The organism is Corynebacterium sp. (assembly GCF_043426755.1).
GTDB lineage: Bacteria > Actinomycetota > Actinomycetes > Mycobacteriales > Mycobacteriaceae > Corynebacterium.
Window position 1 is genome coordinate 22686 of the sequence record NZ_JBHWRP010000065.1, and the last position, 13106, is coordinate 35791.

A 13106-nucleotide genomic window follows, 5' to 3' on the forward strand; every position below is an offset into this window, starting at 1 on the left:
GCTCTAGTCCTCAGACTCATTCTGCTCGCGCGATTCGGCAAGCTGGGTGCGCGCCTCACGCAGCCACTCGGGCTGGTCGGCCAGCAACGCCTTGATCTCCTGGGTGGTCAAAGGCTTGTCCATATCATTGTTTTTCAGGGCCGTGATGCTAATGCCAAGCTTGCGCGCCACCTCGGGGCGGGGATGGGGGCCATTGAGGCGCAGCTCTTCGAGCCACTGTGGCGGGTTGTCCTGCAGTTGGCGCAGCTGCGCGTGGGTGACGGCCCCGTCCTGGAAATCCTGCGGGGTGGCGGGCAAGTAGATGCCCAACTTTTTCGCGGCGGTCGCCGGCTTCATTGCGGTACCTGATGGTTCTGCCTGGAAGTTCAATTCTTCACTCATGGTTCAAACGGTAGCATTGAGCGCATGATTCGCCTCGCCTTCATCACCGGAACCGCACCTGGCAAGTGGTTTCGTCGTTACGCGCACGCCACGACGCACCGCCTGACCACCATCGATGCCGACGATGCCTGCGGAGTACTGCTTGCCGGCGAGGCCGACGTGGCGCTGACCCGGTTGCCGGACGCCCGGATTGGCGACGAGTTCCACACGGTTGTGCTTTACGACGAGGAACCCGGCGTGGCCGTGCCCAAGGAATCGGTCTATGCCGAGGTTGGCGAAGCGGTGCGCATGGCAGACTTGGCCGACGAGCACGTCAACGAGCACACCACCACTGAAGAGTTGCGCGCGGCATTGCAGGTGGTCGCCGCCAACGTTGGGGTAGCATTTGCGCCGCGCCCGTTGCTGAAGGTGCTGTCTAAAAAGCGAGTTGTTCCGTTGGGGGTGCGCGATTGGCCGGGCGAGACTACGTCCATTGGGTTGGTGTGGCGCAAAGAGGATGACTCGGATGCAATTCAGGATTTCGTTGGCATCGCGAAGGGACGGACCCCGAATTCCTCGCGAGCGGCGGCGCCACGGCGCAATGCCAAGGAGAAGCGGTTGGCGAAAGAGGCTCGTCGAAAAGCATCCAAACCCCAGAATAGGGGGAGTAGGAAACGCCGTTAGGAAAAAGTTTGTATTCTGGAAGAATAAGAATTTTAGAAAGAAGGAATGATTTATGAAACGCGCAATCGCAACGATCGCAGCTGCAGTCACCTTGTCTGGTGGGCTTGTGGCATGTGGAGATAGTGAAAATACGGCATCGGACCCCGGTGAAGGGGCGGTGACCGAGGACAAGGGCGCTGCAAACGCAACCCCGAATGAGGCCTCGGAAAACGTCCACGCCAGCGATGCTTCTGAAACCGAAGGCCAAGGCGATACCGCGGCTGACGACGAACAGGCTGAGGGCAACGAGCCGACCTCTGCTGGTGCTGAGGGCGAGACCGTGGAGCAGGAAACCGCCGACGGTGGAACCGCATTGATCCCGGCGGACCTGAAGACCGCTATTGATAACCAGGAAAGTGAGTGGGGCCTGCCGGAGACCATCCAGCAGGATGGTGATAAGGCCGTGGCTGAATTTGCGGACGGCAACCTAGTGGGCTGGTCGCAGGATAACGGTGCTGCGCCGATCGTCGGGCAGATCGCTGCGACCTGGAAAGATGGTGGCGGCTTGAACAATGAGATCGGTATGCCAACCGCACCCGAGGAAGAGCTGGAGGACGGCCAGGGCTGGACACAGTCCTTTACCAATGGCGTTCTGCAGTGGGTGAACGAGAATGGTGAGTGGGGCGCAAAGACTGAGCCTCGCCCATAAGCTCCTCGTTACCGGAAGTTCATCTTCCAACAATGTAATTTACACTTTGTCTCCCTAGGCTCATGGGTGTACGGACCACCGAACTACTGCACCAGAGCTAGGGGAGTACAGGACATGTATGAGCCATCTGTCACCTCGATCGACTATTCGCCCGAAGTTTCCGAGAGCGTGACGGAGGTGAAAACGTACGTCCTAGACACTTCAGTGTTGTTATCCGACCCGTGGGCGCTGCGGAAATTCGCTGAACACAATGTGGTTCTTCCGCTTGTCGTCATCACGGAGCTGGAAGTAAAACGTCATCACCCAGAGCTTGGCTGGTTCGCCCGCCAAGCTCTTCGCATGTTGGAAGACCTGCGGCAGGACTACGGGCGCCTCGATAATCCCATCCCCGTCAACGTGGAGGGAGGTCTGCTGCGCGTCGAGCTCAACCATCAGGACCAGTCCCTGTTGCCCGCCGCCTTTCGGGGTACTGAGGGCGATCACCGGATCTTGGCGTGTGCTATCAACCTCATGCACGAAGGCAACGATGTCACTTTGGTGACCAAGGACGTGCCGCTGCGCGTCAAGGCAGGGTCGGTCGGTTTGCCTGCCGACGAATACCATGCCCAAGATGTTGTGCTGACCGGGTACACGGGGATGGCAGAACTCGAGGTTGCCGGCGAAGATATCGACGAACTCTTTTCCACCGGTTTTGTTGCCGTCGATACTGAGGACCTGCCCGTGCACTGCGGGGTGACTCTGAATGCCGGGTCCCAGTCCGCGCTGGGGCGCGTCGCACCAGGTGGAGGAGTGCGACTAGTGCGCGGGGACACCACCGCCTTTGGCCTGTCGGGGCGCTCGGCCGAGCAGCGGATCGCACTCGATCTACTGCTCGATGATTCAGTCGGCATCGTCTCGGTCGGCGGCCGGGCCGGAACGGGTAAATCTGCACTGGCACTGTGCGCAGGGTTGGAGGCTGTCCTCGAGCGCGGGTTGCATAAGCGTATCGTCGTGTTCCGCCCCCTCTATGCTGTGGGCGGTCAGAACCTGGGCTACCTGCCGGGCAGTGAGACTGAGAAGATGAACCCGTGGGCGCAGGCGGTCTATGACACCCTCGAAGGGGTGGTCTCCGACAACGTGATGGAAGAGGTCATGGACCGTGAACTGCTGGAGGTCTTGCCGCTGACCCATATCCGTGGACGCAGCCTCCACGATTCTTTTGTCATCGTCGATGAGGCGCAGTCGCTGGAACGCAACGTGTTGCTCACCGTCCTATCTCGCCTGGGGCGCGGCTCGCGAGTCATTCTCACCCACGACGTGGCACAGCGCGATAACTTGCGCGTGGGACGCCACGATGGGGTGCAGGCGGTCATCGAGAAGCTGAAAGGCCATGATCTTTTCGCGCATATCACGCTGTCACGCTCGGAGCGCTCTGCCATTGCAGAACTGGTCACGGACCTATTGGAGGACGGCCAATAAATAAGTTGCGTCGGTTTGAGATGATCAGTAACAATTGAACGCATGACTAAGGCTGGATTCATACTCCGACCCGTGCGCCCAGAAGATTATCCTCAGGTGCGTTCCATTTATGAGATGGGCCTGGATACAGGGCACGCCACCTACGAAACTAAGGGGCCAACCTGGGAGCAGTTCACCCAATCCAAGATCATGGAAACAGTGTTCGTCGCCGTGGAAGAAGACGACGATACGAAACTGCTCGGCTGGACTTCGGCGGCGCCGGCATCGTCGAGAAGCGTGTTCCACGGAGTCGTGGAAGACTCCATTTATATCCATCCGGATGCGCGTGGCCGCGGGATCGCCGGCGCGCTGCTGGACCAACTCATGGAGGTCTGCCAAGAGCTGGACAAGTGGGCGATCCACGCGTGGATTTTCCCTGAGAACGAAGGTTCGGCGCGGCTGCACCTCTCCCGCGGTTTCGTGAAGGTGGGCACCTACCATCACCTGGCGAAGATGACCTACGGGGAGCTGGCCGGGCAGTGGCGCGACACCGATGTGTACGAAAAGCTGCTGGCCAAGCCGGAAGAGAAAGCAGGGAACGCCGGCACCATCGAGTAGTCGCTTGGCGCTACTCGATGGTGTCCTTAAGGGTGTCTTCCTTGACACCAATCATGAGCAACATCGACACCACAACGGCCGGAACCAACATCAACAAGATGGGGGTCAGGCCATCGTTATAGCTGAGCTGGATCACGTCGCGAAGCGGATCCGGTAGCTGAGCCACTAGGCCTGGGGTAAGTGAGTTAACGAACTCTGAACCCTGGGCCCATTTTTCTGCGTAAGGTGCGCCGGCATCACCCATGGACGCAATCGCGGAAGGAACATTGTTCTGCAGCTCGCGCGCCAAATTCATCGTGAACAGCGAACCGATCAACGACGACCCCAGAGATGAACCGATCTGGCGGAAGAAGTTGTTGGCGGCCGTTGCGGTACCCACCACGGTGATGGGGAAGGAGTTCTGCACAATCAGCACCAACACCTGAACCACAAGTCCAAGGCCGAAACCAAAGACGAAGAAGTACACGCCAACTTGCCACAGCGGTGTCTGCGGGGTCATCAGCGACATCAAGAACAGTGCGGCGGCCGCCAAGCCCAAACCGATGATCGGGAAGATTTTGTAAGCGCCGGTGCGTGCGATGATGAAGCCCACGCTGGTGGAGGTCAGCAGCATGCCCACCGTCATCGGGATCATCATGAGTCCCGCAGCGGACGGCGACATGGAGTGGACCATCTGCAGGTAGGTCGGCATATAGGCGAGCGTGCCCGTCATGGCTAAGCCCAAGACGACACCAGCGATCGTCGTTAAGCTCATGTTGCGGTTCTTGAACAGGCTCAATGGGACCAGTGGATCGTCGACACGCAGTTCGACGATGATGAAGCCGATCCAGCAGGCCAGCGAGATCGCGATGAGGGCGAGGATCGTCGGCGAATTCCAGGCGTAGTCGTTGCCACCCCAGGTGGTGAAAAGGATCAGGGTAGAGGTGGCCACGGCCATCAGTGCAGTGCCCAACCAGTCAAAGCGTTTGCCCTCCGAGGAGCCGGTGCGCAGCTTCAAAGCGAAGAAGCACACGGTCAGTGCTGCGATGCCGAGCGGAATGTTCATCCACATGCCCCAGCGCCAGCCAGGACCGTCGGTGAACCAACCGCCAAGTACTGGGCCAAGTACCGAAGACAGGCCGAACACCGCGCCCAAAATGCCCATGTACTTGCCGCGCTGACGGGCGGGGATGACCTCGGCGACGATTGCCTGGGAGGTCACCATCATTCCGCCGCCGCCGAAACCTTGGATGGCGCGGCCGATGATCAGGGCTGTCATGGAGTCCGCAAAGCCACCAACCGTGGAGCCGATGACGAACAGGGCGATACCGGACATGTAGAGCCACTTACGCCCCAGGGTGTCGCCGATTTTGCCGAAGATGGGCATCGCGATGGTCATGCTGACCATGAATGCGGTGATGACCCAGCTCATCTGCTCCACGCCGCCGAGCTCACCGACGATGGTGGGCAGGGCGGTGGAGAAGATCATTTGTCCCAGCGAGCTCATCAGCATGGTGGTGACCAACGCTGAGAAAACCAGCCAAACGTTATGGTGTTGCTGGGTTGATCGCGACGATGGTGTTGTCGCGGAGGTGCTGACCAAATCCACTCCTTGTGTTATTTTTCGACGATACGGATAAACGCAGACGCGTATGCCGACACGGAGTAGATCCACAAGCAGTTTCAGTTGAAGGAGGTACGCCGCGTGAAATCGGCAGAAAATTGTCACCGCCTAGCGACGGTGATCATGACAATATACTAGCCCTATTTCTCAGCGAAGGTCTAAGCTCCCGCAAAGGGAAGAATACCGGCTGCAGCAATCGAGCCATGAAAACACTACACTGCATGGGAAGGGCGCGAAAAGACACGCGAGAAGAATCAACCTGAAAAAAGGGAGCAGGTGTCGCACCATGAGAGCTAGAAAGACCATGTGGTCTGGGCGGCGCCCCCACCAGCCAGATCCTAACTTCCCCGGGCTGGACCGTCGCCGGGCCTCCTCGTTGCGCAGCGAAATTCGCACCGCTGCGGCACAGCGGGGCGCCTCTGCGCGCATTAGCGGACGCACGCTGCGCATTGACCACCCGCGGTTAGGCTCGGTGGATGCGGATTTAACCGGGACCATCAACGCCTTGGCGGGCAATGAACACCCCAAGGCGCCACGCCGGCTTGCTCAGTCACTGATTGACCAGATGTTGGCCACCCCGCGTGGCGAAGGGACCACCACCGCCAACGTCTATGCCGCCCTGCGGCCACGGCTGAAGGCGGTGGCAGATGGCACCGGAACCTTTACGCGGGACACTGAGCTGACTGTCGTATTGGACACGGGGGAGGGCTTCAAGACGATGACTGAGGAGGCTCTTGCGCGTATCGACGATCCCGCCTCACTGCGGCGCGCGGCCCAAGTTAACCTTCGCAGCGATATTGAGTCCACCTTCGACGTTCAGGTGACTGAGCGGGGAGGCGGTGTCATCGCGATTGAAGCGGTGGGTTCTGAGCTTGCCTCCGCGGCGGTGGACTTGGACCTTGTGCTTGATACCTTTGCCCCACGTGTCGATCGCACCCAGGGATTGTTATTCGGTATCCCTACGCACTCGACGATTCTTGTCGCTCCAGTTGTCGCGGGCGAGCCCCTTATCGAAGCGCTGAACTCCATGGCGAAACTGTGCGTGAGCTACCCGACGGACCAGCCCCTGTCGCGGCTAGTGCATTTCTGGATGGATGGTGTTGTCGAGACGCTGTCCAGTTTCGACCGGGAGGCTCAGGCCATCGTCATTACTCCGAACGATTACCTGACGCGCCTACTCCGGCCGGACGGGAACCCCGAGGGATAAAGTTCCTTCAACAGTGGGGACTCCGTTGATCTCATAGGCAAGGTCCAGCAGCCCAGATTCTGGCTGGCTGACCTGCCAGAAGCCCTCGGTGGCTGTGCACGAATCAGTGAGCGGCGTCGAGCGGTAGGTCTGCTGGCTCAATGGGGTCAGCGACACCGTGCAGCCTTGGTCGGGGTAGACCACGAGGCCCGTGTCGCCGCCGAAGGTTGCCACTGCCTGCCACGACCGCCCAGCTGTGTCGTCTTCTACGCTGGTCAGCGTGCCGACGAAGGTACCCTCGGGACTATTTTCTGGGTCGAAGTCTGGCTCCGGTGGGGTAGCGGTCACAGTCACCGTCTCCGGCGGGGTGGCGGAGGCCGCGGAGGAATCGTCGTCACGCGACAAGGCCACGAAAGCGGCGAGTACCGCGGCAAAGATTGCCACGACGAGCACGATGATTCCGCTGATAACCACGGGGCGGTTGGAACCGCCGGACTTTTCCAGCTGGGAGAATGAATCAGACATAAAGCACCTTAAAAAGCCCCGGCGCCACACTTGCGTTGTGGCGCCGGGGCGGGATGGCTAGGGATTAATCGCGATCAGTGTTGGCCATGTCCAACACGTTGAGGCGCTTATCCAGCTCTTCCTCGGTGAGGTTCTCACCATCGACGAAGCCCAAATCAATGACTGCTTCGCGGACCGTCATCTTCTCGTTGAGGGCGTGCTTTGCAGCCTTAGCAGCGTTCTCGTAACCAATCGCGGAGTTCAGCGGTGTCACAATCGAGGTGGAGGACTCAGCGAACTGCTTCATGCGCTCCTCATTAGCCGTGATACCGTCGATGCACTTCTCAGCGAAGACGCGAGCGGTGTTCGCCAGCAGGCGAGCAGACTCGAGCACGTTGCGCGCCATCATCGGGATGAACACGTTGAGCTCGAACTGGCCCTGGGTACCACCGAAGGCTACTGCTGCGTCGTTGCCGATCACCTGAGCGGACACCTGGGTTGCGGTCTCACACAAGACCGGGTTGACCTTGCCCGGCATGATGGAGGAACCAGGCTGCAGGTCCTGCAGGTGGATTTCAGCCAGCCCGGTGAGTGGGCCCGAGCCCATCAGGCGGATATCGTTAGCGATCTTGTACAGGGACACTGCAACCGAACGCATAGCGCCAGAGAACTCGACGAGGCCGTCGCGGTTAGCCTGTGCCTCGAAGTGGTTCTCGGCCTCCTTCAGGTCCTCCAAACCAGTGAGCTTCTTCAGCTCTTCGGTGACGTTCGCGCCGAAATCGGCGGAGGTGTTCAGGCCGGTGCCGGTAGCGGTGCCGCCGATGGCGAGCTCGCCGAGGCGCGGAAGAGTGGCTTCGACGCGCTCGATGCCAAGCTCAATCTGGCGTGCGTAACCGCCGAACTCCTGACCCAACGTAACCGGGGTGGCATCCATCAGGTGGGTGCGCCCAGCCTTGACGACCTTCGCAAACTCCTGGGACTTCTTCTGCAGAGACTCGTGCAGAACCTTCAAGCCCGGGATGAGATCATTAACAGCTTCGTTCACAGCAGCCACGTGGGTTGCGGTGGGGAAGGTGTCATTGGAGGACTGGCCCATGTTCACGTGGTCGTTCGGGTGGACCTCAACGCCATTTTGTGCAGCCAGAGATGCGATGACCTCGTTGGTGTTCATGTTCGAGGAGGTACCCGAACCGGTCTGGAACACGTCGATGGGGAAAGACTCGTCGTGCTTGTTCTCGCCAATCTCCTTGGCCGCCGCGATAATTGCGTCTGCCTTGTCGGCGTCGAGAGCACCGGAATCCTTATTTACCTGCGCGCAGGCAGCCTTGAGAAGGCCGAGAGCGCGGATCTGAGCCGACTCCAGGCCGCGGCCGGAGATCGGAAAGTTGTCTACCGCACGCTGGGTTTGTGCGCGCCACAGTGCGTCCTTGGGCACCTTAACTTCGCCCATGGTGTCGTGTTCGATGCGGTATTCCTGCTCAGTCATGTATTCATCCTTTGTCAAAGGTTGGAAAGTGGTTTACGAACTCAAGGGTAGCGATTTTTCTATTCCACCGGATCGGAATAGTCCACCACGGAGTACTCCTGCAGCTTCGACAGCTTGTGCAGGCTTTCGACGTAGCGCACGGTGCCCGACTTGGAGCGCATGACCAAGGAACGGGTCGTCGCGCCGTTGGAGCGGTAGGACACGCCACGCAGCATGTCGCCGTTGGTCACGCCGGTCGCCGCGAAGTAGCAGTGGTTCGAGGTGACCAGATCCGTGGTCAGCAACACACGGTCCAGATCGTGGCCGGCGGCGAGGACGCGCTCACGCTCTTCATCATCCTGTGGTGCCAGCATGCCCTGGATTTCGCCGTCGAGGCAGCGCATTGCACACGCGGTGATGACACCTTCGGGAGTGCCGCCGACGCCCATAGCCAAGTCAATCGAGTTGTTGTCCTGAGCAGTAGCGATGGCACCTGCGACGTCACCGTCCATGATGAAGCGGACCTTTGCGCCCGCCTCACGAATATCCTTGACCAGCTGGGTGTGACGTGGGCGGTCCAGTACCACCACGGTCACCTCAGACGGGTGGACGCCCTTGGCCTTCGCGACAACCTTGATGTTGTGCTCCACAGGTGCGGTGATGTCGATCTTGCCAGCAGCCTCTGGGCCGGTGGCGATCTTGTTCATGTAGAACGCGTCCTTCGGGTTGAACATCGAACCGCGCTCAGCGGCAGCAATGACCGAAATCGCGTTCGGGCGGCCTTCTGCCATCAGGCGGGTACCGTCAACGGGATCGACAGCGATGTCCATAGGGGCACCTGCACCGTTGCCCACGTTCTCACCGTTGAAGAGCATCGGAGCTTCGTCCTTTTCGCCCTCGCCGATGACGATGACGCCGTCCATATTGACGGAGTTGATCAGCTGGCGCATGGCGTCGACCGCGGCGCCGTCGCCTTCGTTTTTCTGGCCGCGACCCACCCAGCGACCGGAAGCCAGAGCGGCGGCCTCAGTCACGCGCACGAGCTCCATTGCGAGGTTACGATCCGGGCGTTCCGGGGAATTGGTGGTCATCAGCAGTCAGCCTCCCAAGGCGAAAAATACATATAGGTGGTACCAAAAGGGGTAAAAAGGCGCGGGCGCCTGCCTCTATTGTTGCACTTTTGAGTCCGGTAAAGGGGCAGATTCCCACCCGGAATGGGGCAGTCAGGGAAATAAGTCTTTTATCTCGACACCTCTGCCCGCTGGGAGCTCCCCGAGTACCACTGAATCGCCAAGTCTGGGGGTGCAGTCGGGGAGGGGAGTGGGACGTGACATACTTATGCCCGTGGCTGAAGAACAAAAACCCCGTATTTTCCAGGGCGGGCGCGACATCCTCATCTCGATGGGTGTCCTCCTCCTGCTCATGTTCGTCGCTGTGGGCTTTACAGGAATGTGTACCTTTAACCCCGGCGCGCCGGAAAGCGGCCCCGTCAAAGAGGTGGATGCGAAGACATTTACTGAGATGGAGGCGCGGGGAATGGACTTCCCGGTGCGCTACCCAGAGATGGGGGAAGGCTGGATGACAAACTCTGCGCGCCGCGCCATGGTTAGCGGGCAGCCCGCGCCGGTTGTCGGGTGGGTCACCCCGAACGAGGGTTATGTGGCTATGACGCAGACGGGAGTCGATCTTGACAGCGCTGTCCGGAGTGTCGACGACGATCCGCGCGAGTATGAGTCCTCTACGACGATTGCGGGCCACGAGGTCGAACTGTATACGTCGGAGCACGACGACGTGCGTGATTTGCGCGTCGTCGATATGGGGGACTCCGTACTGCTATTTACCGGCGCGGGTTCCGACGAGGAATTTCATGAGCTGATCGAAACTGCAATTAACACCGAACCGATCGATACTGCGAACTAGTTTTCTTGTTCTTCGCCGTTTGCGGCTGGTGCCTGCGATTGCTGGAGGGCCTGTTCGACACGCTGAGATGCGCCGTCGAGAAGCACCTCGCATCGCTTGGCTAGGGCTTCGCCACGCTCCCAGTAATTGAGTGATTCGTCCAGGCTCATTTGACCTAGTTCCAGGATTTTCACTGTTTCGACGAGCTCGTCGCGTGCTTGTTCGTAGGACAGGGTGGATACGTCTGGGAACGCGCTGTCGCCAGCCTGGCCGGTGCCGATGGTGTTGGGGTTGTCCATGTCTAACTCCTTGTTCTGGTGAGCGGTTTTAGTCTGCTGGGGTAGTACCCATGCCAGCTGCGGTGATAGAGCCGTCGCCGACACGGATACGTAGTTGTGATCCGGGTGGGGTTTGTTCGATGCTGGTTACCACTTGGGCCCCGGAGCCGTCGCGGGGCAACACCTGGACGACGGCGTAGCCGCGTTCGAGAGTGGCTGAGGGGCCAAGTGCTGAAACCTGGGCGCGCAGTGCTTGGATGCGCGAGGTTTCCTGGCCGAGCAGATAGGTGATGTCGCGACGGATGAGGGAGAGTCCGCGCTCCAGTTCCTCTCGGCGGCGGTGGATCGGGGTGAGGGGATCGGCCAATACCGGCCGGGACCGGACATTGGCCAGGCCGCGGCGTTCACGTTGCACCCATCCGCGCAGGGAAGCCGCCATGCGGGCGCGGGCTTCGTCGATAAGCGCACGCTCTTGCGCAACGTCGGGGACTACTCGTTTTGCGGCATCGGTAGGGGTGGCGGCGCGAACGTCGGCGATATTGTCCAGCACCGGATTATCCGGCTCATGGCCGATCGCTGAGACCACCGGCGTTCCTGCCGCGGAGACTGCGCGCTGCAAGGATTCTTCCGAAAACGGCAGGAGGTCCTCTACTGAACCGCCGCCGCGGGCGATGATGATGACATCGACGTCTGGGTTGGCGTCGAGCTGCTGCAAGGCGGCGATCACCTCGGGTACGGCGTTGGCGCCTTGCACCGCGGTGTTGATCACCTCGAACTGCACTGCGGGCCAGCGCGTCTGCGCCACGGAAATCACATCGCGCTCGGCGGCAGAACCGCGACCGGTAATCAGGCCGACCTTCTTCGGGAGGTAGGGCAGTGGACGTTTGCGGGAGGCGTCGAAAAGCCCTTCCGCAGCCAGCTGTTTCCGCAAAGCTTCGATGCGCGCCAAAAGTTCGCCTTCGCCGACATGGCGGATCTCCGTGACCCAGAGTGAGAAGGAACCACGGGCCGCGTAGAAGGCTGGCTTGCCGTGGACGACCACGCGGTCGCCGTCACGCAGCGGGGTGGGCATGGAGCGCAGTAGATCGGTTGAGCAGGTGAGCTGAACACTGACCTGCTCCTCGGTATCGCGCAGCGTCAGGTAGGACAGCTTCCACGTTGGTTTCATGTTGATTTGGGTGAGCTGGCCTTCGACCCATAGCCACCCAAGGCGTTCGATCCACCCTTTGACCGTGGTGTTGACCCTGCGTACGGGCCACGGAACTTCGGGCGTGCTGGCCGGTGGCTTTGCTCCTGACTGTGATCCGGGTTGTGTCACTGTGTCGCACCTCTCATTGCATTCGCTGTTCTCAGCGGGCTCACCTACTCTATCCTGTCTTGCTAGCTCTCTGTCTTTTTAGACTCCGATTAGCTACTGTTGGTTCCATGAGTGCTACAAAAAACGTCCTGTTGGCCGCCCCACGTGGTTACTGCGCTGGTGTCGACCGCGCTGTCGATACTGTTGAAAAGGCCCTAGAAAAGTATGGCGCTCCTATATACGTGCGCAAGGAAATTGTTCACAATAAGTATGTCGTAGAAACGCTTGAGGAACGCGGAGTGATCTTCGTCGATGAAACTGACGAAGTTCCTGAAGGTGCACACCTCGTGTTTTCTGCCCACGGTGTGTCTCCCGCAGTACGTGAATCAGCGAAGCAGCGTAATCTGCTCACGCTCGACGCATCCTGCCCATTGGTGACCAAGGTGCACAATGAGGCGAAGCGTTTCGCTCGCGATGGCTACCAGATTTTGCTCGTCGGCCACGAAGGCCACGAGGAGGTAGAAGGTACCGCTGGTGAAGCGCCAGAGGTGACCCACCTGATCGACGGAGTAGAGGGTGTCGACACAGCACCGGATTTCCCAGAAGACCAGAAGCTCGTATGGCTGTCGCAGACAACCCTTTCTGTGGACGAGACCATGGAGATCGTGGCCAAGCTGCGCGAGAAGTACCCGTACCTGGAAGATCCGCCGAGCGACGATATCTGCTACGCCACCCAAAACCGTCAAGGAGCGGTGAAAGCCATGGCAGACCGGGTGGAGCTGATGATCGTCGTGGGTTCGCAGAACTCGTCCAACTCCAAGCGCCTAGTCGAAGTCGCCTTGGACGCAGGTGCCGATGACGCACACTTGGTGGACTATGCACACCAGATTGATGAAGCGTGGCTGGAAGGTGTCACCACAGTTGGTGTGACTTCCGGTGCTTCCGTGCCGGAGATTCTGGTGCGTGAGGTCATCGCCTGGCTGGAAGAGCGTGGCTATGGAAACGTCGAGGAGGTCACGACGACCACTGAGACCATCCAGTTCTCGCTGCCACGCGAGCTGCGCCCAGCGCGTACTTAATAGCTCGG

General features: G+C 59.9%; 14 protein-coding genes. 7 read left to right on the forward strand and 7 right to left on the reverse strand.

What is annotated here, in order from left to right; all coding sequences use genetic code 11:
• Window positions 1-3: 3 nt before the first annotated feature.
• Complete coding sequence (locus tag ACHFGA_RS05880; protein WP_394281482.1) at window positions 4-381, reverse strand: DUF5997 family protein; 378 nt, start codon at window positions 379-381, stop codon at window positions 4-6.
• A 24-nt stretch (window positions 382-405) separates the two neighbouring features.
• Here ACHFGA_RS05880 and ACHFGA_RS05885 point away from each other — a divergent pair, with 24 nt between their 5' ends.
• The 4 genes from ACHFGA_RS05885 to ACHFGA_RS05900 all read left to right on the forward strand — a co-directional run bounded on the left by ACHFGA_RS05885 (window position 406) and on the right by ACHFGA_RS05900 (window position 3787).
• Window positions 406-1044, forward strand: coding sequence for a LysR family transcriptional regulator substrate-binding protein (locus ACHFGA_RS05885; RefSeq protein ID WP_394281483.1), 639 nt, complete (start codon window positions 406-408; stop codon window positions 1042-1044).
• 52 nt (window positions 1045-1096) lie between these two features.
• Window positions 1097-1732, forward strand: coding sequence for an LGFP repeat-containing protein (locus ACHFGA_RS05890; protein ID WP_394281484.1), 636 nt, complete (start codon window positions 1097-1099; stop codon window positions 1730-1732).
• 114 nt (window positions 1733-1846) lie between these two features.
• Complete coding sequence (locus ACHFGA_RS05895) at window positions 1847-3190, forward strand: PhoH family protein (RefSeq protein WP_394281485.1); 1344 nt, start codon at window positions 1847-1849, stop codon at window positions 3188-3190.
• A 42-nt stretch (window positions 3191-3232) separates the two neighbouring features.
• Window positions 3233-3787, forward strand: coding sequence for a GNAT family N-acetyltransferase (locus tag ACHFGA_RS05900; protein ID WP_394281486.1), 555 nt, complete (start codon window positions 3233-3235; stop codon window positions 3785-3787).
• A gap of 10 nt (window positions 3788-3797) precedes the next feature.
• On the opposite strand, the gene ACHFGA_RS05905 is transcribed toward ACHFGA_RS05900, so the two are convergent.
• Window positions 3798-5375, reverse strand: a complete 1578-nt coding sequence (locus ACHFGA_RS05905) for an MDR family MFS transporter (protein WP_394281487.1) — start codon at window positions 5373-5375, stop codon at window positions 3798-3800.
• Between the two features lie 301 nt (window positions 5376-5676).
• Between ACHFGA_RS05905 and ACHFGA_RS05910 the strand changes: the two genes are divergently transcribed.
• Window positions 5677-6597, forward strand: coding sequence for a hypothetical protein (locus ACHFGA_RS05910; RefSeq protein ID WP_394281488.1), 921 nt, complete (start codon window positions 5677-5679; stop codon window positions 6595-6597).
• On the opposite strand, the gene ACHFGA_RS05915 is transcribed toward ACHFGA_RS05910, so the two are convergent.
• The 3 genes from ACHFGA_RS05915 to glpX all read right to left on the reverse strand — a co-directional run bounded on the left by ACHFGA_RS05915 (window position 6565) and on the right by glpX (window position 9636).
• The gene (locus ACHFGA_RS05915) at window positions 6565-7101 is read right to left on the reverse strand and encodes a hypothetical protein (RefSeq protein ID WP_394281489.1); all 537 of its coding nucleotides are present in this window, start codon (window positions 7099-7101) and stop codon (window positions 6565-6567) included. The genes ACHFGA_RS05910 and ACHFGA_RS05915 overlap by 33 nt on opposite strands.
• 64 nt (window positions 7102-7165) lie before the next feature.
• Window positions 7166-8566, reverse strand: coding sequence for a class II fumarate hydratase (locus tag ACHFGA_RS05920; protein WP_394281490.1), 1401 nt, complete (start codon window positions 8564-8566; stop codon window positions 7166-7168).
• Window positions 8567-8625: 59 nt separating this feature from the next.
• A complete protein-coding gene (gene glpX / locus ACHFGA_RS05925) occupies window positions 8626-9636 on the reverse strand; it encodes a class II fructose-bisphosphatase (protein ID WP_394281491.1) in 1011 nt (336 codons plus the stop codon).
• A 253-nt stretch (window positions 9637-9889) separates the two neighbouring features.
• Here glpX and ACHFGA_RS05930 point away from each other — a divergent pair, with 253 nt between their 5' ends.
• Window positions 9890-10465 carry a DUF4245 domain-containing protein gene (locus ACHFGA_RS05930; protein WP_394281492.1) on the forward strand — a complete coding sequence of 192 codons (576 nt, stop codon included), beginning with the start codon at window positions 9890-9892 and terminating at the stop codon, window positions 10463-10465.
• Here ACHFGA_RS05930 and ACHFGA_RS05935 read toward each other — a convergent pair.
• Together ACHFGA_RS05935 and xseA are read right to left on the reverse strand one after the other, a co-directional pair.
• Complete coding sequence (locus ACHFGA_RS05935) at window positions 10462-10743, reverse strand: exodeoxyribonuclease VII small subunit (RefSeq protein WP_394281493.1); 282 nt, start codon at window positions 10741-10743, stop codon at window positions 10462-10464. The genes ACHFGA_RS05930 and ACHFGA_RS05935 overlap by 4 nt on opposite strands.
• 28 nt (window positions 10744-10771) lie before the next feature.
• Window positions 10772-12040 (reverse strand): exodeoxyribonuclease VII large subunit, encoded by a 1269-nt coding sequence (xseA, locus tag ACHFGA_RS05940; RefSeq protein ID WP_394281494.1) that lies wholly within the window; start codon window positions 12038-12040, stop codon window positions 10772-10774.
• A 107-nt stretch (window positions 12041-12147) separates the two neighbouring features.
• Between xseA and ACHFGA_RS05945 the strand changes: the two genes are divergently transcribed.
• The gene (locus ACHFGA_RS05945) at window positions 12148-13098 is read left to right on the forward strand and encodes a 4-hydroxy-3-methylbut-2-enyl diphosphate reductase (RefSeq protein ID WP_394281495.1); all 951 of its coding nucleotides are present in this window, start codon (window positions 12148-12150) and stop codon (window positions 13096-13098) included.
• Window positions 13099-13106 lie beyond the last annotated feature (8 nt).